Annotated in this window: 21 protein-coding genes and 1 pseudogene; 14 read left to right on the top strand and 8 right to left on the bottom strand. The window is 67.9% G+C overall.

The features are described 5' to 3' along the window. Positions 1–2: 2 nt before the first annotated feature. Positions 3–635 (bottom strand): hypothetical protein, encoded by a 633-nt coding sequence (locus tag ABZ345_RS34910; protein ID WP_359858477.1) that lies wholly within the window; start codon positions 633–635, stop codon positions 3–5. A 63-nt stretch (positions 636–698) separates the two neighbouring features. Further along, on the bottom strand, positions 699–1,250 hold the full coding sequence (locus ABZ345_RS34905) for a hypothetical protein (RefSeq protein ID WP_359858474.1): 552 nt from the start codon (positions 1,248–1,250) through the stop codon (positions 699–701). Positions 1,251–1,306: 56 nt separating this feature from the next. Between ABZ345_RS34905 and ABZ345_RS34900 the strand changes: the two are divergent. The 9 genes and pseudogenes from ABZ345_RS34900 to ABZ345_RS34860 all read left to right on the top strand — a co-directional run. Further along, a pseudogene (locus tag ABZ345_RS34900) lies at positions 1,307–1,477 on the top strand (YbaB/EbfC family nucleoid-associated protein); the annotation flags it as partial. Between the two features lie 46 nt (positions 1,478–1,523). Further along, positions 1,524–1,703 carry a hypothetical protein gene (locus ABZ345_RS34895; RefSeq protein WP_359858721.1) on the top strand — a complete coding sequence of 60 codons (180 nt, stop codon included), beginning with the start codon at positions 1,524–1,526 and terminating at the stop codon, positions 1,701–1,703. Then, positions 1,700–2,008 (top strand): hypothetical protein, encoded by a 309-nt coding sequence (locus ABZ345_RS34890; protein ID WP_359858471.1) that lies wholly within the window; start codon positions 1,700–1,702, stop codon positions 2,006–2,008. Before ABZ345_RS34895 ends, ABZ345_RS34890 begins: the two co-directional genes overlap by 4 nt. Next, entirely contained in the window at positions 2,005–3,303 is a 1,299-nt protein-coding gene (locus ABZ345_RS34885) for a hypothetical protein (protein ID WP_359858468.1), read from the top strand. Before ABZ345_RS34890 ends, ABZ345_RS34885 begins: the two co-directional genes overlap by 4 nt. Further along, positions 3,300–3,749, top strand: a complete 450-nt coding sequence (locus ABZ345_RS34880; protein ID WP_359858465.1) for a DUF6346 domain-containing protein — start codon at positions 3,300–3,302, stop codon at positions 3,747–3,749. The genes ABZ345_RS34885 and ABZ345_RS34880 overlap by 4 nt, the downstream gene beginning before the upstream one ends. Beyond that, the gene (locus ABZ345_RS34875; protein WP_359858462.1) at positions 3,746–3,898 is read left to right on the top strand and encodes a hypothetical protein; all 153 of its coding nucleotides are present in this window, start codon (positions 3,746–3,748) and stop codon (positions 3,896–3,898) included. Before ABZ345_RS34880 ends, ABZ345_RS34875 begins: the two co-directional genes overlap by 4 nt. Positions 3,899–4,012: 114 nt before the next feature. Continuing rightward, complete coding sequence (locus ABZ345_RS34870; RefSeq protein ID WP_359858459.1) at positions 4,013–5,407, top strand: TIGR02677 family protein; 1,395 nt, start codon at positions 4,013–4,015, stop codon at positions 5,405–5,407. Then, entirely contained in the window at positions 5,404–6,489 is a 1,086-nt protein-coding gene (locus ABZ345_RS34865; RefSeq protein WP_359858456.1) for a TIGR02678 family protein, read from the top strand. Before ABZ345_RS34870 ends, ABZ345_RS34865 begins: the two co-directional genes overlap by 4 nt. Beyond that, complete coding sequence (locus tag ABZ345_RS34860; protein WP_359858453.1) at positions 6,482–10,264, top strand: SbcC/MukB-like Walker B domain-containing protein; 3,783 nt, start codon at positions 6,482–6,484, stop codon at positions 10,262–10,264. The genes ABZ345_RS34865 and ABZ345_RS34860 overlap by 8 nt, the downstream gene beginning before the upstream one ends. Here the strand turns inward: ABZ345_RS34860 and ABZ345_RS34855 are convergent. From ABZ345_RS34855 to ABZ345_RS34845, 3 genes are read right to left on the bottom strand one after another with little or no spacing between them, the layout of a single operon-like run. After that, the gene (locus ABZ345_RS34855; RefSeq protein ID WP_359858450.1) at positions 10,248–10,751 is read right to left on the bottom strand and encodes a hypothetical protein; all 504 of its coding nucleotides are present in this window, start codon (positions 10,749–10,751) and stop codon (positions 10,248–10,250) included. The two genes, ABZ345_RS34860 and ABZ345_RS34855, sit on opposite strands and share 17 nt — an antisense overlap. After that, the gene (locus ABZ345_RS34850) at positions 10,748–11,551 is read right to left on the bottom strand and encodes an exonuclease domain-containing protein (protein WP_359858447.1); all 804 of its coding nucleotides are present in this window, start codon (positions 11,549–11,551) and stop codon (positions 10,748–10,750) included. Before ABZ345_RS34850 ends, ABZ345_RS34855 begins: the two co-directional genes overlap by 4 nt. A gap of 32 nt (positions 11,552–11,583) precedes the next feature. Further along, positions 11,584–13,857: a LuxR C-terminal-related transcriptional regulator gene (locus ABZ345_RS34845; RefSeq protein WP_359858444.1), complete on the bottom strand. Its 2,274-nt coding sequence runs from the start codon at positions 13,855–13,857 to the stop codon at positions 11,584–11,586. Between the two features lie 85 nt (positions 13,858–13,942). Between ABZ345_RS34845 and ABZ345_RS34840 the strand changes: the two genes are divergently transcribed. Then, positions 13,943–14,995 (top strand): cytochrome P450, encoded by a 1,053-nt coding sequence (locus ABZ345_RS34840; protein WP_359858441.1) that lies wholly within the window; start codon positions 13,943–13,945, stop codon positions 14,993–14,995. On the opposite strand, the gene ABZ345_RS34835 is transcribed toward ABZ345_RS34840, so the two are convergent. Genes ABZ345_RS34835 through folP form a run of 3 tightly spaced genes read right to left on the bottom strand, consistent with a single transcriptional unit; the run spans position 14,952 to position 17,062 of the window. After that, complete coding sequence (locus ABZ345_RS34835) at positions 14,952–15,236, bottom strand: hypothetical protein (protein ID WP_071812532.1); 285 nt, start codon at positions 15,234–15,236, stop codon at positions 14,952–14,954. The genes ABZ345_RS34840 and ABZ345_RS34835 overlap by 44 nt on opposite strands. A gap of 48 nt (positions 15,237–15,284) precedes the next feature. After that, positions 15,285–16,223 (bottom strand): hypothetical protein, encoded by a 939-nt coding sequence (locus ABZ345_RS34830; protein WP_359858438.1) that lies wholly within the window; start codon positions 16,221–16,223, stop codon positions 15,285–15,287. A 14-nt stretch (positions 16,224–16,237) separates the two neighbouring features. Next, complete coding sequence (gene folP / locus ABZ345_RS34825) at positions 16,238–17,062, bottom strand: dihydropteroate synthase (protein WP_359858435.1); 825 nt, start codon at positions 17,060–17,062, stop codon at positions 16,238–16,240. 62 nt (positions 17,063–17,124) lie between these two features. Between folP and ABZ345_RS34820 the strand changes: the two genes are divergently transcribed. The 4 genes from ABZ345_RS34820 to ABZ345_RS34805 all read left to right on the top strand — a co-directional run bounded on the left by ABZ345_RS34820 (position 17,125) and on the right by ABZ345_RS34805 (position 20,326). Next, a complete protein-coding gene (locus ABZ345_RS34820) occupies positions 17,125–18,180 on the top strand; it encodes a DUF2786 domain-containing protein (protein WP_359858432.1) in 1,056 nt (351 codons plus the stop codon). Positions 18,181–18,220: 40 nt separating this feature from the next. Then, positions 18,221–19,456: a hypothetical protein gene (locus ABZ345_RS34815; protein WP_359858429.1), complete on the top strand. Its 1,236-nt coding sequence runs from the start codon at positions 18,221–18,223 to the stop codon at positions 19,454–19,456. Between the two features lie 50 nt (positions 19,457–19,506). Beyond that, positions 19,507–19,989 carry a hypothetical protein gene (locus ABZ345_RS34810; RefSeq protein WP_359858426.1) on the top strand — a complete coding sequence of 161 codons (483 nt, stop codon included), beginning with the start codon at positions 19,507–19,509 and terminating at the stop codon, positions 19,987–19,989. Between the two features lie 64 nt (positions 19,990–20,053). Beyond that, positions 20,054–20,326: a GlsB/YeaQ/YmgE family stress response membrane protein gene (locus tag ABZ345_RS34805; RefSeq protein ID WP_359858423.1), complete on the top strand. Its 273-nt coding sequence runs from the start codon at positions 20,054–20,056 to the stop codon at positions 20,324–20,326. Positions 20,327–20,453: the final 127 nt, after the last annotated feature.

Raw genomic sequence — 20,453 nt, 5'->3', positions numbered from 1 at the left:
AGCTAATTCATCGCGAGGGTGATTCTCCGCCGCGCGACCAGCCGCGTCTGGTGGACATCAACGCTCACACCCAGCCCAGGCCGCCGCTCGAACCGGTCGTAGCTGCGGCTGAGCAGCCAATGAGCCGCCTCGGCCGTGATCGACTCCAGCCGCACCTGCTGCTTGAGCTGTTCGAGCGCCTCGTCGACGTGCCGCGTGATGAACGCGTGCCGCGTCAAGCTGCCGCTGATTTCATCGATCATGAAAACCATGGCGTGCGGTTCGTCCCCATATGCGTAACTGCACAGCAGTGCCAGATATCCGGCGTCGATCGACCGGTCCCCGATCCAGCACTCCCCGAACCGCAACGTCCTGAGGTCCCACGGCGGCGGCTGCTGCTCTCGCGCCGCCTGCCCGGCCCACTGCCCAGGCCTTCCGGGAAGCACGTGAGCAAGCGCGGTGAGCAACGCGGCACTACGCCTGCTCGGCACCTCCTGCAGATGCCGGACAACGACCTCCCACAGCTCCTCGTTGTCCGCAAAGGGCCCCACGAACGCACTGACCTGCAACTCGACCTCGAGCGGATCCGTCAGCTGCGGCAACGGACGCCCGGCATCCACCACCGCCTGCTGCATGGGGGTCAGCCTCGTCCGCACGCGCGGCAGGTTAGCCCGATCGGCGCAACACAATGCCATCCTTGATCCACGCCACCACGCGGATCACCCCATCGTGATCACCGCACGCAGCCCGTCGACGAGCAACTCACCTGGAATCTCGAACTGCACCCCGCCTTGCGCGTTCACCAACAACGTCACCGGACGCTCGAGCGCGTCCACGACAACAGCGAGTTCCGCGCCACGAAACCGGTGCCAATGGGGCGGCCAGTCATGCGGCCGCGCTCGTTCCGACGCGAAGGCATCTACGACGTCTCCGCGCATCACCAGGTGTCCGCGCGGTTCGCGGGCCGGATCGGCGGGCAGCACGAGCTCGGCGGCCAGCACCGCATCGACCAAATCCCGCTTGTCCGCATACCCGCGGTGCACGAGGTACATCAGCGACTCGAGGTCGTTCTCGAAGGTGACCTCACGCGGCTGGTACCGAGGATTCGGCACGTACTGGTCGGTGATCTGCCCCTGAGCGTCGACCAGATACCGCCCGATCACCGCCTCCGCGAGAACTCCGTCGTACGCGGGGTCGACCACGTGCAACCAGTTGTTGGGCACACGCCGAGCACGTTCCCGCATCTCCCGAGTGACGAGCGGCTTGGCCATGCACACATTGTGCCGAACCGTGCGCGAAGAGTGGGCTCAAATGGGATCATTCGCCCGTGACCGATCCGCACCAGTACCTCGCGACCTTCGAACAACGCCTCCAGCAGGCCCAGGAACAGGCCAATGCCATCCAGACCGCGTTCCGCGAATCTCGCACCGAAGCCCAGAGCCCAGACGGTTCGGTCATCATCACCGTCGGCTCCGGCGGCCGCATCGAATCACTGCAGCTGACCCCGCGCCCAGGTCGAAGCTGCGCGCAAGATCGAGGACACCATGCGCCCTCTCCTCGGCGACGGCGAGGGCATGGCCTTCCTTCGCGAGCAGGTCGAACAGGGCATCGCCGTGATCGACCCCGCCGGCACCGTGGAGGAGCCCAAGCCGACGACGCCCGGCCGCCCCGCTCCGCCGCAGGGCGATGACGACGACTTCGGCGGAAGCTCGGTGCTGCGATGAGTGGCGGGTTCGCGGCTCAGTCCGAGGCGATCGCCGCACACGGCAAGCAGATCGTCGGCCGGCTCGCTCCATCCCTGCAGGAGGCCGTGTCCGCCTCGCAGGTGAATCTGGGCCCCACGGTGATGGGCGAACTCTGCCAAGCGTGGTCGTGGATCTTCAACGAGGAACTCGACGAGGCCAAGGCTCTGCTCGCCGCGCTGCCCAGGGCATTCGAATCGACTGGCGACGAGCTGTGCTCGACCGCCGAGACCTACCAGCAGGTCGAGGAAGGCAATCGCACCGCCGTGCAGGGGATGGACCGATGAGCAACCCACTGATCGCGAAGAAGGAGAAAGACCCGAAGCGGCTCGCCGGCGCCGGCATGTTCGACACGGCCGAGGATCTGGTCATGCCTTTCGCCCAGGGCAAGAGCATCGATCCCATCGCCTTCGGCATCGACGGCGGCGCGCTGGCGCTGGATGTCGCAGGCTTCCTCACCGACCCGCTCGGCACCCTCGCCTCGTCCGTCGTGGGTTGGATCATCGAGAACGTCGGCTTCATCCGTGAACCGTTCGACCAGCTCATGGGTGACCCGCCCGCCATCGAAGCGATCGGCACCACGTGGGAGAACATCTCCAAACGTCTGAGCGACGAGGCCGACAACTACGAGTCCCAAGCCAAGACGCTCGGCGATTGGACCGGTCACGCGGCCGATTCGTACCGGACCCGATGCAGCAGCCTGGTCGCGCACCTCCGCGGGTCATCGGCCGCCGCGTCATCCGCGGCAAACAAGATCAAGGTGGCTGGTGCCGTCGTCGCGGCGACCAGAGCACTGATCCGCGACCTGCTGGCTGACCTGGCAGGAACCCTGCTGATGTGGGGCATCCCGGCCGCGGCCTCGGCGATCCCGACCGCAGGCGCCTCGATCGCCGCGTTCATCACCCGCGCGGTCACCAAGGCCGTCGAGATCGGCACCAAGATCGCGCGATTCGTGTCCAAGCTGTTCAAGGCCTTGGACAAACTCGGTTCCCTGGCGAAGAAGGCCGGTGCCGCGATGCGCAAACAGGCCGACGACCTGGCCTCACTGAGCAGGCAGATGCCGAACAGCCGCCACGGCAACCAGCGCGCGGCTGAACTCGCCTCCGACTCCGCCACGAAGGTGTCCAGGGCCGACTCGCTCGACAAGGTCGGCGATGGACTCGGCAACGCGAGCAGGCGCATCCAGGACGGCGTCGACAACACGATGAACAAGGTCGACGAACTCGCCCAGCGCACGAGTCAGAAGGTCGACGACTGGGCGAACCGCGTGAGGGAGAACGGCCCGGCACGCAAGCAAAAGGTCAGAGACTTCTACGAGTCGATGAACCAGCCGCCGCTGTCCACGCGCAAGGAGAACACAGGTGATCCTCAGGCCGGGCTGGCCCGTGCGGCCGACCGGGTGGACGCGCCGATGAGCAAGGGCCTGCTCGACGGCCAGAACTGGGTGCGCGCAGTGTCCAGCAGGGACATCAGCCACCTGATGCCGAACTGGGGCGACCTGGTCCATCCGGCGAAGGAACTCTCGAAGGAGCTGAACAAGGCCGAAGGTGGCGGCCACAAGGATCCCGAGGAGGGCCAGTGACGAAGACGAAGCGCATCGCCGTCGCGGCTGTCCTGTGGATCGCCGCCCTCTACACCGCGCATGTCGGCACGCTGTTCTTCGACGGTGAGGCAGGCTCAGGCGGAGAACCCGAGGGCTACGCGGAAAACATCTCCTGCTCTCGCAACTGGTGGGCGTTCGGCGCCCTCTGGTCCTGCGGTGCCACCATCGTGGCCGACGACGGCAAGCGATACCCCTACAACAGCAGGAACTCCTCGCTCACTCCCGCCGACATCGGCAAGCGGGTAGCGATGACCACCAACCGCGTGCGGGCCGGACGATCCTCGCAGGCAAGCCTCGAGTGGGCGCTCGCAGAACGCAGGGAGCCCAACAAGGTCGCCTACATGCTTTGCCTCATGGGAATCCCGGTCGTCGCCCTCTTCATCACGTTCCGCATGTTCCGCGAGAAGGCGGAACCGCTGGCGTGAAAGACATCAGCCGCGACGAACTCGCCGCTGGTGAGGTCGGCCGTTCGCTCACCGCCACGCCGGTAGAGGCGGGCTGGGATCTGTCCTGGCGGCGACGACGCACCACACCGGCCGCCGCATCGAGCAGGAGCTCGTGCCGGACGATCTGATGGGCGATCTGCCGGGCGATCTGCCGGGCTGATCCCGGAACGGGAGCTCCGTTACGAAGATCGGCCGCGCCGTGTCACCCGAACGAGGTACTGCGACCATCTAGGGTGGGCCACGTGACGACGTCTCACAGGGTGCCCGCGGACCTGTTCCGCTTCACCACGGCCGACCGCGCGGAGCTGCACACTGCGGTTTTGCGCGCGTTCGGGGTGGCGAACGAGCGCATGGAGACGTCGTTGACCCTCGACGACCTGCAGCTACGACTCCGGGACGTCGGCTGGTCCGAGCAGGTGACGGAAGACGAGCTGGCCGCGTCTGCGAACGCGTTGAGGCAGTGGGGGCTGATCGAGAGCACCCAGCACCGGTTCGGGCTGACGAAACACGGCGAGGCGGCGTACGCGGGCATCCAGCGCGCGCTCCGCACCCTGACCAGCAGCGGTGCGTTGCAGACCGCGGTGCTCGACGCCATCGCGGACCGCCTCGAAGAGCTCAACACGCCGACCGCGCGGGTGTTCGCGGCGTTGATGGAGCTCGAAGGCCATGTGGAAGCGCTCCAGACGAACACCGCGACCTTCAACGCGGACCTGCAGCGGCTCCTCAAGGAAGAGCACGACCTCGCCACGTTCCAGGACGTCAAGCGCACGACGATCACCTACCTGCGCGACTTCATCGCCGACCTGGACGCGCGCAAGCACCGGATCCGCGAAGCGACGAGCAGGATCGACGCGAAGACCGTCCACGAGCAGGCCAGGGAAGGCGCCGGCCTCTACCAAAACGACGACGACTGGCTGCGGCAGAGAAACGAGCGGTGGCAGAACCTGAAAGCCTGGTTCCACGACACGCCGTCCAAGGCCGACGAGCTGCAGGACGTCGCGCGGAAGGCGATCGTCCAGCTCCTCAGAGTCCTCGACCGGATCAGCGAGCAGCGCAAACGGCCGACGAACACCGCGGCCGACTTCAAGGCGTTGGCGCACTGGTTCGCCAAGAGCACCGAGGACGAGGCCCACGAGCTGTTCAACGCCGCCTTCGGGCTGTGGCCCGCACGGCACGCCCACCTCGCGCACGCCGACGGCGAGCTGATCCCGAGCGGCGAGCCGTGGCACAACACGCCGCCGGTGGACGTGTCCCCGCAGCTCCGGGCCACGGGCAAGCAGGAACACATCGGCAGCACCGGCAAGATCCGCGACGTCGAAGAGGTGCGCCGCAACCGCCGCGAACAGGCCGAGAGGGAACGCGCGGAGCTCGAACGCGCGTGGCGGCAGGTCCAGACCGACGGGCCGATCCGGATCTCCACGCTGACCAGCCTCGACCACGACACGTTCCACCGGCTGATCGACCTGGTCGGCAGGGCTCTGGGCAGCGACCCGGACAGCACCGGCACGCGCGCGGCCGGCACCAGCGACGGGCGGATGCAGATCAACCTGCGCAACGCTCGCGGCTGGGCGACCATCACCACCCAGAAGGGCACGCTGAGCGGGCCCGACTACGTGATCGACGTGCAGAGCCGATGAGCAGGACCGGGAACCAGCTCGCCCGGCTGGAGAGCGAGGAGGTGGCGCGCGGCGTGAGACTGCTGCTCGCCCGGCCCCTGCTCGCCGCCGCGCACGACCCGGACGGGTTCGACCTCATCAGGCGACGGCGCGAACCGATCGTGAAGTGGTTCGACTACTACTGCGGCTGGCGTGTGCTCGTCGAGCCGCGCGCCGGGTACGCGCGCTTGTTCAAGACCACGCAGCGACCCGACCGCACGCGGCCCGCACCGGACTTCGACCGGCGGCGCTACGTGTTGTTGTGCCTCACGTGCGCGGAGTTGCTCACGACGCCGACCACCACCATCGACGCGTTGGCGGACCGCGTGCAGCAGGCGGCGAAACTGGAGAACCTCCCGCCGTTCGACCCCACGAGGCGCGCTGACCGGTTGTCGTTCGCCGACGTGCTGCACCTCCTGGAACAGCACGGCGCCATCGAGTTCGACGAAACCCGGCTCCGCAGCGATCCGGTGATCGTCACGAGGTTGCTGGCCACGCCGATCTCACCCTCCACAGTGGACAACATCGAGGACCTCACGCGCGAGACCCGGTACGAGAACGCGCACCACAGCCTGTGGCAACGGCACTCCACCATGCGCAGGCTCATCGACGACCCCGTGGTGTACAAGGAAGATCTGACCGCGTCCCAGCTCGCGTTCCTGACGAGCCCCACCGGACGCAAGATCGTCCAGACCGGCGTCGGGCTCGCCGGATGCACGCTGGAGGAACGCGCCGAGGGATATCTCGTGGTCGACGCCGACGCGATCGCCACGGACACGAGGTTTCCGGACGACGACAGCCACGCGAAGGTCGCCGCGTTGTTGTTGCTCGACCGGTTGGCACGAGGTCCTGCGAAGCAACAGGACCTGGTCGAAGAAGCACGCGAGCTGCTCACCAAGTTCCGCAACTGGGCCAAGGCCTACCAGTCGGACGGTGGCGCGGGCAGGCTCGCGGCGGACGGACTCGCGCTGCTCGAGGCGTTCGGGCTCGCGCGCACGGTGAACGGCACCGTTCGCAGGCTGCCCGCGGCAGCCAGGTACGCGGTCGAGGAGCTGCATGACTGACCGGTGGCAACCCAGCCGCGCCGGCATCATCAACGTCTGGCGCTACTACGACGAGATCTTCACCTTCCACCAGGGAAGGCTGCTGCTCAGAGGACCCAACGGCACGGGCAAGTCGAAGGCGCTCGAGCTGCTGCTGCCATACCTCTTCGACGCGAACCTGCGCCCGCACCGCCTGTCGACGTTCGGCAGCGCGGACCGGACCATGCACTGGAACCTCATGGGCGAGGGCAACCAGGGCAGCACCCGCGTCGGCTACGTGTGGCTGGAGTTCCAGCACGACGACGAGTGGTTCACCTGTGGCGCAAGACTTCAGGCCACCACGAACACGTCGAACGTCAGCGCCGCGTACTTCACCACCAGCCAGCGCGTCGGAGATCTCGCACTAGTCAACGAGTCCGGCCGCCCGTTGACCAAGACGGACCTCATCGCGGCGATAGGCGACCACGGCGTTGTGCACGCCTCACCGGCCGACTACCGCCACACGGTGCGCACGACGCTGTTCCCCGGCGTGAGCGAGCAACGGTACGACTCGCTGATCACCGCGCTGCTGCAGCTGCGCACGCCGAAGCTGTCCGAACGGCTCGACCCGAGTGTGCTGTCGTCGTTGCTGTCCAAGGCACTTCCGCCGCTGGACCAGTCGGACCTCACCGAGATCGCCGAGGGTTTCGAACGGCTCGACCGGCAACGCGAGGAGCTGCGCAGGCTCGACGAGGAGATCACCACCGCCGAACGCCTCGCGGACGTTCAACGCACTTATGCGCAACGGGTTCTCGGTGCGGCGTCGTGGGCGTTGTCGTCGTCGTCCGAGCAGTTGGAAGACGTCACGCGCGCCGCACGGATGAGCGAACGGCGCTACCAGCGCCAGGTCACGCTGACCGACGAGGCCTTCGAGCAGCTCGCGGCGCTGGGGCGGGAGGCGAGCGCGGTCGACGCCGAGATCTCCGGCATCTCCGATCTGCCCGCGTACCAGGAGGGCAAGCAGCTCGACCTGTTGCGGCAGCAGCACTCCTCCGCTGTCCACCGTGCGGCGGAAGCTGCCTCGCACGCCGCGAAACTGCGCGCACGGGCCGTTGCGGACGACGAGCAGGCGGCTCAGGCCAAGGCCGATGCCGCCGCACGCGCTGATGAGCTGCGGCATTCGACGCTGGAAGCCCGCGAAGCAGCAGAGCGCGCGGGCATGCCGTCGGTGTTCGAGGAGATCGACGCCGGAGCCGACGCGCGAACGGGCCGTCAGCTCCTCAGCGCCGCCGTGGACTCACGCAGCGCCGAGATCAACGCGGTCCTGCGTGCCGTTGCCGCCCACGAGAGGGCTGTCGACGCACGGGACGCCGCACGCCAACGGCTCGACGAGACCCGCGAAGAACTCGACCTCGCCACGGACGCGGAAACGGCCGCGCAACAGGCGTTCGAGCAAGCGTTTGCGAAGTTCGGCGCCGACTTCGAGACGTGGGCTCACGGCTGCACTGAGCTGCGCGTTTCCGAACACGGCGAGGTGTCCGAGGCCGCCGCCCTCGCTCGCGAGGAGTTCAGCGCCATCGAGGCACGTCTGCACGAGACGCGCACGGCGTTGAACGGCCAGCTCGCACAGTACAACGCCATCCGCGAGAAGCTCGCCAATCAGGTCGACGTGCCGCCGCCCGCGCCGTATACGCGCGACAGCGAATACCGCTCGTCTGCCGTGGGCGCTCCTTTGTGGCGTCTGGTGAACTTCCGCCCCGGCACGCCACCCGACGTGTGCGCCGCCGTCGAGGCCGCGCTCGAAGCGTCAGGGCTCCTGGACGCGTGGCTCACGCCGGGCAACTCGTTCGGCCTCTCCGACCGGGACCGCTTCGCCGAACCACTGCTGGCCTCCCCCGCTCCCGGCCTCACGTTGCTCGAAGTGCTCGTCACCGACGACGACCGTGCTCATCGGTTCTTGGAAGGCATTGCCTTCGGCGAGACGGCCACGGGCCACACGGCTGCTATTGGTGCCGACGGAACGTGGCGCCTCGCGAACGCGCACGGCCGTTGGACCAAGCCCTTCCCCACCTACATCGGCGCCGACTCCCGCAAACGCGCGCGGGCGGGCCGCATCGCCGAGCTCACCGGCCTGATCGAGCAGCTCGCCACCGACCTGGCCGGGGTGGACGCAGCGCTGTCGCAGACCGCCGTCCGCCGCGCGACCCTGGCGGGCGAGCTGGCCAGGCAGCCGTCGACCGACCCGATGGAGATCGCCGAGGAGCAGCGCACCAAGGCGCAGCTGCGTTGTGCGGCGAGGAAAGACGCCGTCGCCGCCGCGGCTCGCCGGGTGTCCGACGCGGACTCCGCGGTCGCGGAAACGCTGCGTCTCATCAACGGCGACGTCTCCGTGAACCTCGACGCCGTCGCCGCGTTCGGCACCGCCGGCCACCGCTGGCTCGACGACCGCCACGACGCTCTCGCGGCCGAAGCCCTCGCCGCCGACGCGATGACCCGATCCTCGGTGAGCAGCGCCCTGGCCGACGAGGCCGAGGAGTCCGCCTCCGCCCGTCAGCAGGAGGCCGCCGACCTGGCCATCACGCTGGAGACCGTCGAACGCTCCGCCGGTTCCGAGTTCCACGCCCTCGACCAGCAGCTCATCACGTTGCGCACCAAGGCCCTCGAACTGGCCGAGCAGCGCGAGACGTTGCAGGACAAGCAAACCGCACTGGCGCGCACCCTCGGCACGTTGGAGGAAAAGCGCAAGGTGGACACCGCACGTGCCACCGAAGCCGCAGCGGTGAAGGAGGCGGCCGAAGCTCGTCACCGCCACCTCAACGCGGGCCACCTGCCCGTCGACGCCGGCGACGTGCCCGATGGTCCAGTCGACACGAGGTTGATCCGCGACGCCGAGTCCCGCCTGAGCCTCGCCGTTCACGCGGCCCAGCAAAAACTGGCGGGCCGCATCGACCTGTCACTGGACCCCGACGACGACGCCACGATCCTCAGCGCGACGATGGACGGCGCGCGCATGGGTGCTCACGCGTTGCTTGAAGCGTTGCAGGCCGAACGCGACCGCATGCGCACACACATCACCGACGCCGAGCGCGACCTCTTCGACCAGACCCTCACCGGCGACACCCGCAGGCACATCGCCCAGCGCATCCAGGGCGCGGCCGAGCTCGTCGGCACGATGAACCAACGCTTGGAGCGCGTCCAAACCGCGTCCAACATCCGCGTGCAGCTCGACTGGCAGGTGGACCCTCAACTGCCGCCGGGCACTCGAGAAGCCCGCGACCTCCTGTTGCGCTCGGACCTCGACGAGGCCGAACGCACTGTGCTGCACCGGTTCTTCCGCGAGCGTGTCGAGGAAGCACGCGCACACGACACCGCAACGGGCTGGGAACAACAACTCGCCCAGGTGCTGGACTACACGACGTGGCACCAGTTCGTCGTGAAGGTGGACCGCGGGGACGGCTGGGTCCCTGTCACCAAACGCGTGCACGGCGCGTTGTCCGGCGGTGAGAAGGCCATCGTGCTGCACCTGCCGTTGTTCGCCGCAGCAGCAGCGCACTATCACGCCACACCGAACTCACCCCGCCTGATCCTGCTGGACGAGGTCTTCGTGGGTGTCGACGCGACCAACCGCGGCCAGCTCCTGGAGCTGCTCGTCGCGTTCGACCTCGACCTGGTGCTCACGTCGGACCACGAGTGGTGCGACTACCAGGAGCTGACCGGCATCGCGATCCACCAGCTCACCACCGGAACCGACGGCGACGACGCCGTCACGACCGTCCGCTTCACGTGGGACGGCCACAGCCTCAAGGCTGATGACTGAACAAGGCCAGCAGTTCCCGCTGCTCGTCGTCGAGAGGAAACGCCGGGTTGTGCCGCGGGTAGATCTCCGCGGCCTCCCACAGATGTGCGCGCACACTCGACGCGACGCCGATCTTCAGGCCACGCGCCCGTAGCTCGGCCACCACACTCGCGGTGTCGAACAGGTACACGGCGTCCACGACCATCGGCTGCACGTCCGCGGCCACCTTCGGGCCGGTCAGCACCAGGTAGCTGTCCGGTCCGTCCTCGCGCAGGTCCAGCAGGTTGTCGCGCTTGAGGTACCACCGGATGTTGACGGTCCGGCCGTCCGCGAACCGCCCGTCGACGCCCTTGGCGGTGTGCTGCTCCAGTTCGATGCCGAAGACCTGCGCCGCGATCCAGTCGCCGAGGTGCCCCACCTGCACGGGCCGCCGGATGCACGCCGTCAACGCGGCGTCGATGCGGTTGCGCGCCTTGATCAACTCCGCCACCCGCGTCACGTCGTTCACGCTCGTCCTCCCGTGAGTTCGCCGACCAGAGTGAAATATCCGCGGTGAAGCTCCATCACCTCCGCCGCGTCCAGGCCTAATGCGCACGCCACGTCGGCCAGTTCCTCCTCCATGGGACGCCCATCGGCCAGTGCGCGGTCCACGACGTCGAGGTACTCGTCGTACCGACGCGTCCCCACGCGAGGAAGCACCTCCACGCGTTCGGCCAGGAAGTCCCGGTTCGGGATGTGTGCGCGACGGCGTTGCGTGGCATACGCGTTCACGACCTGCGGCACGTTCAGCCGCACCGGCGGGACATCACCAACGCGGTCAAGGCTGCGCATCAGCAGACCCGCTGCCGCACGCGCGCTGTTCAACGCGGAGCGCGCACCGCACATCGGCACGTCAGCTGCCTCACAACACGCGGTGAGAGAACGCGACGACGCTCCGAGGAACTGTCCCGCGAGCTCCATCGTGCACAGCCCCGAAGCGGCGAGCTCGAACCCCAGCCGGGCGTACTCGGCGCTGAGGAACCGCAGGTCGAACGACAGGTTGTGCGCAACCAGCACCCGGCCGGACAGCCGGGCGGCCAGTTCGCCCGCGATACCGGCGAACTCGGGTGCGAGACGAACCTCGTCCGCGCTGATGCCGTGCACGTGCTGAGCGCCGAGGTCGCGACGCGGGTTGACCAGCGTGCACCACTCGTCGGTCCGGCGGCCGGAGAAGTCGACGTGGACGACGGCGACCTCGATCACCCGGTGGTGACGACCGGGTGAGAGCCCGGTGGTCTCGACGTCGACGATCGCGTACCCGTTGCCCATGCAGGGGGTGTCGTTCGGACCCGTGCCTTCTGTTAACTGTTGTCATCCATTAGGGCTAACGCCAGCTCTCCGCGCGTCGCGATGCCGAGCTTCGCGTAGGCGTTGGACAGGTGGTTGTCGACGGTCCGCACGGAGATCACCAACGACGCGGCGATCTCCTTGTTCGTCAGCCCACGCGCGGCCAGCACGCCGATCTCCCGCTCGCGGCGGGTGAGCGGCGCTGCCGTCATCAAAGCCAACGCGGGAGTGCGCGCGCCCTCGCAGAAGCCGACCAACCGGCTGTACAAGGCGCGATTGCCCGACGCGGCAGCAGCTTCCGCCGCGTGCAACATCATCCCCGCCTCCTCGAACCGTGCGGCGACCGCCACCAACGCGTCGGAGTCCTTGCGCACCAACGCATCCGCATGCGCCGCATAAATCGGCACGAGCAGCCCTGTGGTCGTGGAAGCAAGCTCCTGCAACCGTTCCAAGGCATCAGCCGCGTGCCCGAGCCGCACCGCCTCGTGCAGCAACAACGCCTCGGGCGCGAACTCGCCGTGTGCGCGAACCTCCGCAACCGCGTCGAACGGCGATGCGCCGCCCGCCCAGATCCGGGCGAGCCACAGCCCGACTCGGTAGGGCCGTCGGCCCCGCGGTGCCGCCTTCTCCGCCGCGACAAGCAACTCCCGCGCATCGTTGCCCAGCATGGCCTCCACGTACGCGAGCCCGGACAACCGGGCGAACGGCTGGACGGGGCGCGCCTCTCGCAGCAACCTGCGAGCTTCTTCGAGCCTGCCGATCGCACACACGATCGTGGCTCTGGACACCGCCCAGATGGAGCGCATGGAGTCCCACTCGGTCCTGGCCTCATGTGCTTGCACGGCAAGGCGTTCAGCCGCTCGCAGATCACCGTGCGTGGCGAGGACGAACGCCTCGGCCAGCAGCGTCGTCTCGCTGGCCAGCCGAAGGTCCGGACGCGGCGGAACCTTCGGAAACGGCCCGACATAGCGGCCCTGAACCACGTCGACCATCGCGAGGATGGCGGCTTCTTCCGGTTCTTCACCGGTGAGCAGCGCGCGGGCCTCGTCGTACCTTCCGGCGTCGAAGAGCAGGTTGGCCCGCGCGGCGTCCATGTCGAGAATGGCTGCTGCTTCGTCGATGCGCCCGAGTCCCCAAGCGAGGTTCATGGCCCGGAGAGCACGCGTCTCGATCGGGTCGTCGTCAGTGGCGATCATGGCGAAGACCTCTTCTCCGTCCTCCGCACGGTCGGTGACCACCAGTACCTCTGCCAGCAACCGTCCGGCTTCCACACCGCCACCCACGGCCCACGCAGCGCGTGCAAGTCGTTCTGTCAGAACAACTCCACCGGTCGCGCTGGCCAGACGTGCTGCCGTCAGCAGCTCTGCCGGGTCGTCGGCCGTACCGCTGTCCAGCCGCAACACGGCGACGCGCAGCGGATCGTCCAGCACCGAAGCCAGATGACGCTGATGGTTGCGCTTGCGCAGAGGCGGGCACTGCGCGCGCAACACCTCGCCATACAACGGATGCGCGAGCCGCAGGCCGTCGGAAGACACGGTGACAAGCCCGTCCAACGCCTCGGAAGCGGCCAGGTCCAGCGGTTCGCCGAACGCGAGCAGTTCCAGCACCCGGCGTTCGTCGTCAGGCACGGTGGCGAGATGCGCCTCGATCAGCTCGATCAGTCGTGGCGACAGCGGCACCGGCCCGTCCAGCGACCAGACATCGCCGTGCGAGACCCACCGTGCCGCGAAGTGCATCTCCCGCAGCAGCAACATGTTGCCCGCGGACGCGGTCCACAACCGGTCAGCCGAAGCCGAGTCCACGGCGCCACCGAGCACGATCTCCAGCACCTCGGTCACCGCACCGCGCCCGAGCGGTGCGAGTTCGATGCGCGGCAGCAGCTCGTCCTTCCACAGCGCCACCACGGGTTCTGGCGCGCGCTCGCCTGAACGCAGCGTCGCCACCACCACGGCCTCGCGGTGCTGGACGAGAAGGTGCAACAAACCTGCCGACGCGTCATCAAGCAGGTGCACGTCATCGACCACCACGACGCGACCGCGCAACACGTCCCGTGCAGCGTGCAACATCGCCAACGGCGAAGGCTCCACCGACGGCAAGAAGGGCGCGAGAACACCGAGCGGGATTTCCGCCAGCGCCGCCGTCGCCCGCAACCGGACCTCGCACGTCACCTCGTCCAGCAGCCGCGTCTTGCCCACGCCGGCCGGCCCGGCCACGATCAACCCGGCCGTGCGCACCGCCCGTCGAACCGCGGCGAGCTCGGCGTCCCTCCCCACGAACGGCCACCCCATGCGGTCAGGCTAGGTGATTCGCGCGGTGAAGATGGGTGATCGCCTACTCAGGCGCTCGACCAGCGCGAACACCACGATCAACGTCATGAGTTTCTTCACGGACCCGACCCCGTACTTCCATCTGTGGCGCGAGCAGGGCCCGTTTCTGACCGAGACACCGGACGGGCAGAAGTCGTGGGTGATCAGCCGCTACGACGACGTCGTGCAGGCGCTCAGCCACCCCGGCCTCAGCAGCGCGATCATCCCGGGCGGCATGCTCAACCACACCGACCCGCCGGAGCACACACACCTGCGCAAGCCGATCGCCAGAGCGTTCACGACACGGCGGATGGAGGCGCTACGGCCGCGAATCGCGCAGATCACCGAGAAGCTGCTCGACGCCTGGGAGACCGAGGACGAGGTCGACGTGATCGCCTCGTTCGCGTACCCGCTGCCGATCACGGTCATCTGTGAACTGCTCGGTGTGCCCGAAGGGGAAAGAGACGAGCTCCGCACACTCACCTCGGAACTGCTCGTCCCGGAGACCATGGCCGGCGCCTACGGCAGGTTCGCGGTGTTCGTGCAGCGCCTCCTGGACACCAAGGAGCCCGGTGACGACGTCATCACCGAGCTCCGCGACGAACCGAACCTCGTGCAGACCCTCGTGTTGCTCATCACAGCGGGCCACGAGACGACCGTGCAGCTCATCGGCAACGGTCTGCTGGCCCTGCTGCGTGATCCCGCCATGAAGAGGAGGCTGATCGACGACCCGCTCCTGATCCCGGACGCCGTCGACGAGCTCCTGCGCTACGACGGCCCGCTGGCCATGGGGGTGGGTCGAATCGCGACGTCCGACGTGGTGATCGGAGGTGTAACGATTCCGCGGTCGGCGCACGTCACCGTCTCACTGGGGGCAGCGAACCGGGATCCGTCCCGGTACCCGAATCCTGACGCGTTGCAGCTGGGTCGAGACCCACACGTCGCGTTCGGGCACGGCATCCACTTCTGCGTGGGAGCGCGGCTGGCTCGCATCGAGGGCGAGATCGCGTTCGGAACGCTTCTTCGGCGTTTCCCGGAACTCGTGCTCGCCGCTGAGCCCGAGTGGCGGGAGTCATTCATCCGAGGCTTGGCGTCATTTCGCGTGCGACCGAAGCCCTGACGGCCGCTCGGGCAGCCGACAGGTCGTCGACGGCGTAAATCTCCGGGCAGGAGGCGATGACGAGGTCCTTGTCTGACGCGACAGTCAACAAAGATGCTTTCTCGGTCAACGACTTGGCTTGCCGGACAACTCCCTTGGCATCAACGCGGATCAGCGTGACCCACGTCTCTGACCAGGGAAAGTCCGCGACGGCGCTGGATTTCCGCAGGCCTTCCACATCGAACTCGGCAAATCTGGGCATGCCACCAAGATAACGAGTGAAGGTTGCGGAAAGTCAAAGATCACCCTTTCACCGCAATGCAGCCAGCAGATGAGACAGGTTGACACCAACGGCGTCCGCCAACCGGCGGACGACTTCTGGAGCGGGTGCCAGCGGGTGGGTGTCGCGGGTGAACGGCAGGCCTTCACCGCCGGAAAACTTGGATTGCGGGGTAACGGGCGCGAGGATCGGGTAGACCCTCCAGCGCGGCACCTTCGAGTCCGCCATCGCGAGCGTGTTCTCGTGCCACAACATCACCGCGGATTGACGGATGTTGCGCGCGAGGACGCACCCGTAGCCCGTGAGGGTGATCGCGCGCGCGGCCGCCCGTACGGCGTTGCGGAAGTCCCCTTCCACCACCCAGACGCCGTTCATGATCTCCGCGGTGAAGCCCTCGGTCTCCAGCGCGGCGATCGTCTCGGCGTGCTGGTCGTCCGCCGCGGCCGTGGCGAGCTCGATGACCTCCTGCACCTCCGAGGCCGTCACAACGCGCGCACCGGCCTCCGTGGAGGCGTGCAGGAGGCGTTCCACGTGACGGTCTTCCGCGTAGGCCGCCCACTCCTGGGCCTTCGCCCACGCCGACCGTGCGATGACGTCGGCCTCAGAACCGCCGCGCAGCCGTGCGTCCTGCAGCAGCTGTGCGAGCACCACGGCGATGACGGAGCTCACCAGAGCGTCGTCATGCGACTCGTCGTCGCCGGGCACGAGAGTGGTCACCAGGTCGCGCAGATCCGCGCGCCAGCTCTCGTCGCCCGCCCACACGCCGATGGCGAGCAGGTTCAGGTAGTGGTCCGCGATGGCCATCCGCACGAGCAACGGCTGAGAGCCCGCCTCACGCGCGTCGCGCCGTGCGGTGACCTTCATCTGCTGCCGTTCCGCGGGATCGACCACGCTCACGCGGATCTTGTCGAGTTCGTCGAGGAAGTCGTCCCACCGGCCCTCCGAAAACCGGGCGAAGACGTCGTCCACCTGATACCTCCAGCTCACAGTCGAGCGACGGACTCGAGTACTCGTCTGGTGCGCGCCACTTCGTGCGCGCGGAACACCGCGGCGCCCGCCACCGCCGCGATCGCTGTCGCGACGAGGGTGCCCTCGACGCGCTCATGCAGTTCTACGCCGAGGGTCTCCCCGACGAAGTCCTTGTTGGACAGAGCCATCAGCACCGGCCACCCGGTCGCCACCAGCTCGTCCGTGTGCCGCACCAGCGCCAGGCTGTGCCACGTGTTCTTGCCGAAGTCGTGTGTGGGGTCGATCAGCACGCTCTTGCGCGGCACACCGAGAGAGACCACCTTCTCGGCGTGCGCGGTCGTCTCCGCGATGACGTCCTTGATGAGATTCGGATAACTAACCCTATGCGGACGCGTACGCGGCTTCACACCGCCCGTGTGCGAACAGACGTAGCCGGCGCCGTACTCCGCGGCGACCTCGGCCAACTGCGGGTCCGCGCCCGCCCACGTGTCGTTGAGCAGGTCCGCGCCGGCCTCGCAGGCGAGCCTGCCGACGTCCGCGCGCCAGGTGTCGCTGCTGATGATCAGATCGGGGTAGGCCTCGCGCACACGGGCGATGAACGGCACGACGCGGCGCACTTCTTCTTGAGGGTCGACGAGGTCGCCAGGGCCCGCCTTCACACCGCCGATGTCGACGATGTCCGCGCCTTCGTCCACGACGCGGTGGACGGCCTCCATGGCGACGTCCTCGGAGTAGGTGGCGCCCCGGTCGTAGAACGAGTCCGGGGTGCGGTTGATGATCGCCATCACCAGTGCGCGGTCGCGGACGACGGTCCGGCCGCGGAACTGGAGCTCGATCACATCCCGTGTCTACCAGGTGGTCCCCGACCTTGGCACATGGCGGACGTCTCATACTGCCCTGTGTGGAACTGGTTCAAGCGGTCGACGCCGCGTGGCAACGGGGCTGGCTGCCCTACGACGTTCGCGAGATCGTGTCGCGTTCGCTCGACGAGTCGGCCACCTCTCTCGTGGTGGACGTGATCGCTTTGTCCTGTTCACCTCATGTCGAGGCGACCGTGCACCCGCGTTGGCGGCGGCAACTGGACGAAATCGGCGCCTCTGTGTGGTGGGAAGGCCCGTTGTTGGAGGCGTGGGCCACGCGCCACATCGAGACGCCGTCCTACGCGTCTCGTACGGCTGCACGGCTGTTGGACTTCCTCCGGCGGTTGCCGTCGTTGCCGCACATCCTGCCGTTGCCGGGCGACAGGTTGATGTCGGCCGTGCGCGCGGGCCTGGACCCGAAGGTGCTCAACCGGGTGCGCGCGCTGCTCGCGAAAGCCGAGTCGACGTCGTTCCCGGAGGAAGCCGAGGCGTTGTCGGGCAAGGCGCAGGAGCTGATGAACCGGCACGCGCTGGAACGGGCGATGCTGGACGCGGACCTGCCGGCGCAGGCGACGTCGCGGCGGATGTGGCTGGACAAGAGCTACTTCAAGGAGAAGTCGCAGCTCGTGCACGTGGTGTCCGACGCTTTCCGGTCGCGCGCGGTCGCGTACGACGGGTTCGGGTTCGTCGCTCTGGTGGGCGACGAGGTGGACCTGGAGAGCGTGGAGCTGCTGTCGACGTCGCTGCTGGTGCAGGCGACGCGGGCGATGGTGGCGGTCGGCGGCGGTGCGGGCAAGGGCAGCGAGGCGCGGTCGCGGCCGTTCCGGAAGGCGTTCCTGGTGGCGTTCGCTTCCCGGATCGGCGAGCGGCTGGCCGCCGTGCCGGACGTCTCGGACGCCCCGGCTCTCGCGGACGAGCGTTTGCTGCCCGTGCTGGCCGACCGGAAGAAGGCCGTGGACACGTTGTTCGAGGAGATGTTCACGCGGACGCGGACCTCGCGCGTGACGGTGCGGTCGGCGGCCGGGTGGGGTGCCGGACGCGCGGCCGCCGACACCGCCGACATCGGTACCGGTCGAAAGACCGTGACTTCGGGCTAAGCTGACGGCGCCGCCCCGCGACCTTGGGTGGTGCACGTCTTTGTTCGGGAAGTCTCTTGCTGTTGCCGCGGTGCTCGCGGTGGCCTTCTCCTCGTCTGCTTCTGCCTCGTTCTCGCTGCTCAGACCGCTGACGCGGGGCAACGGCGACTCCACTACGCCGGTCATCAGCGCTGATGGGCGCTATGTCGCGTTCCCCTCGCTAGCGTCGAACCTCGTGTTCGGCGACCGCAACGGTGTCTCCGACATGTTCGTGAAGGACCTGCGGACCGGTGTCGTGCGGTCGGCGTCGCGTGGTGGTGACGGGCCTTCGTTCGACCCACCGGCGTTGAGCGCTGACGGGCGGTTCGTGGCGTTCGTGTCGTCGGCTGCCAATCTCGTTGCCGGTGACACCAACGGCGCGGACGACGTGTTCGTCACCGACATGCGTAGTGGGCGTGTCGAGCGCGTGAGTGGCGGCAACGGTCCGGCGTTCGGCAGTCCGGCCATCAGTGCCGACGGACGTTATGTGGCGTTCCGGTCCGAGGCGTCGACGTTGGTGGAGGGTGACACCAACGGCGTTGCGGACGTGTTCCTGACCGACCGCGTGACGGGGGTCGTTTCCCGGATCAGCACTTCGGCCGCCGGGGTGCAGGGCGACAAGCTGGTGCACCACGGGCTGGCGATGAGCGCTGACGGCCGGTTCGTCGTTTTTCCTTCCGCCGCAACGAATCTGGTGCCGGGAGACACGAACGGCAGCGTGGACATGTTCGTGAAGGACGTCGTTTCCGGTGCGGTGGAACGGGTCAACGTGTCCGCGTCCGGTGCGCAGACTTCTTCTTACACGCTGATGCCCGCTATCACGCCTGATGGTTCGCGCGTGTTGTTCGTGGCGTGGGGTGACAATCTCGTGCCCGGTGACACCGAGGACACGCCGGACATCTTCATGAAGGACAGGCGCTCCGGTTCGATCACGCGCGTGAACACGCGTGCTGACGGGACCGTGTCCGACGCACAGCCGTATCAGCCGTCGGTGAGCGCGGACGGCCGGTTCGTCACGTTCTCGTCGCTGGCCTCGAATCTGGTGCGGCGTGACACCAACAACGTGGACGACGTGTTCCTCAAGGACATGCGCTCGGGTTCGATCACGCGCCTGAGCGAGCGATTCGGCAGGCAGGGCAACAACTTCTCGCTGGCTCCCACGATCAGCGCCGACGGCCGCTCCGTGGTGTTCTCCTCGAAGGCCACGAACCTGACCCCCACCCCTTCGAGTGAACTCCTCCTTCACAACCGCGTCTGAAGGGCATCTCCCGGCAAAAACCGTCAGACCCCCTCCCTAACGTCGACCCCATGACAAGCACGTACAACAACGAGATCAAGCTCGGCGAGGTCACCTACCGGCTGAGCGCGACCACGGACTCGGAAGAGTCCCTGACGCTGGACCTGCTGGGGTCGCTCGACTCGGGAGAGGTGATCGCGGACGGCCGCCTTCGGCTCCCCGTCGAAGGCGGCGCCACGATCGGCAAGCTCCTCTCGCGCGTCCTGGGCGCGCACACCCGCCTGCGCAGCCGCCCGAACCGCCACGCCAACGCCAACCAGCCCTGGACCGAGTCCCTCGACGCCGACCTCCGCACCGCCTGGCTGGCCGAGTCCGACGACAACGCGGCCAAACGCATCAGGACCCTGGCCGACGACATGCAACGCTCCCCCACCGCGATCCGCGCCCGCCTGCCCAGGGTCGGCTGCGACCCGGACATCCCCGGCCGCGAACTCTCGGAGGTGGCCGCCGCCCTGCTAGGGGGAAAGTCAGGGACCACTCAGGGAAAGACCTGATTCGCCGAAGCCCCCACCAGCGGACCCTGGAGTAGCAAGCACCAGAGTCTCAGGGGGTAACACAGTGGAAATCGGCGGCCTGTTCACCGCACTGCTCTTCGGCGCCATCATCGGCGGCCTGGGCCGCCTGGTGGTCCCAGGCAGGCAGCACGTCTCGCTACTGGCGACAATCCTGGTGGGCATAGTCGCCGCCCTGCTGGGCACCGCAGCGGCCACCGTCCTGGGCGTGGCCGACACCCCGGGCATCGACTGGATCGAACTGGCCCTCCAAGTGGGCCTGGCCGGCGCCGGCGTAACCCTGCTAGCCAACCGCTCAAGGCCCAAACTCGCCCACTAACCCCACCCACCAGGCCGCAGACCCGAGCCCGCCTGGGGTTGCCCCGTTTTGACGGACAGGGTCGATGAGGTGTTGTCACGCTACCTGATCGACTGGTTGGTATCGGGTGGCTTCGTAGGCGGTGGGG

The organism is Lentzea sp. NPDC005914, assembly GCF_040629405.1.
In the GTDB taxonomy this organism is placed as follows: Bacteria; Actinomycetota; Actinomycetes; order Mycobacteriales; family Pseudonocardiaceae; genus Lentzea.
This window is presented reverse-complemented; position numbering and strand designations above follow the sequence as displayed.

Excerpts from the sequence above, each read along its gene's own strand:
- ABZ345_RS34905 (WP_359858474.1), bottom strand. The coding sequence starts at position 1,250 with ATGGCCAAGCCGCTCGTCACTCGGGAGATGCGGGAACGTGCTCGGCGT.
- ABZ345_RS34895 (WP_359858721.1), top strand. The coding sequence starts at position 1,524 with ATGCGCCCTCTCCTCGGCGACGGCGAGGGCATGGCCTTCCTTCGCGAG.
- ABZ345_RS34890 (WP_359858471.1), top strand. The coding sequence starts at position 1,700 with ATGAGTGGCGGGTTCGCGGCTCAGTCCGAGGCGATCGCCGCACACGGC.
- ABZ345_RS34885 (WP_359858468.1), top strand. The coding sequence starts at position 2,005 with ATGAGCAACCCACTGATCGCGAAGAAGGAGAAAGACCCGAAGCGGCTC.
- ABZ345_RS34865 (WP_359858456.1), top strand. The coding sequence starts at position 5,404 with ATGAGCAGGACCGGGAACCAGCTCGCCCGGCTGGAGAGCGAGGAGGTG.
- ABZ345_RS34860 (WP_359858453.1), top strand. The coding sequence starts at position 6,482 with ATGACTGACCGGTGGCAACCCAGCCGCGCCGGCATCATCAACGTCTGG.
- ABZ345_RS34850 (WP_359858447.1), bottom strand. The coding sequence starts at position 11,551 with ATGGGCAACGGGTACGCGATCGTCGACGTCGAGACCACCGGGCTCTCA.
- ABZ345_RS34845 (WP_359858444.1), bottom strand. The coding sequence starts at position 13,857 with ATGGGGTGGCCGTTCGTGGGGAGGGACGCCGAGCTCGCCGCGGTTCGA.
- ABZ345_RS34840 (WP_359858441.1), top strand. The coding sequence starts at position 13,943 with ATGAGTTTCTTCACGGACCCGACCCCGTACTTCCATCTGTGGCGCGAG.
- ABZ345_RS34835 (WP_071812532.1), bottom strand. The coding sequence starts at position 15,236 with ATGCCCAGATTTGCCGAGTTCGATGTGGAAGGCCTGCGGAAATCCAGC.
- ABZ345_RS34810 (WP_359858426.1), top strand. The coding sequence starts at position 19,507 with ATGACAAGCACGTACAACAACGAGATCAAGCTCGGCGAGGTCACCTAC.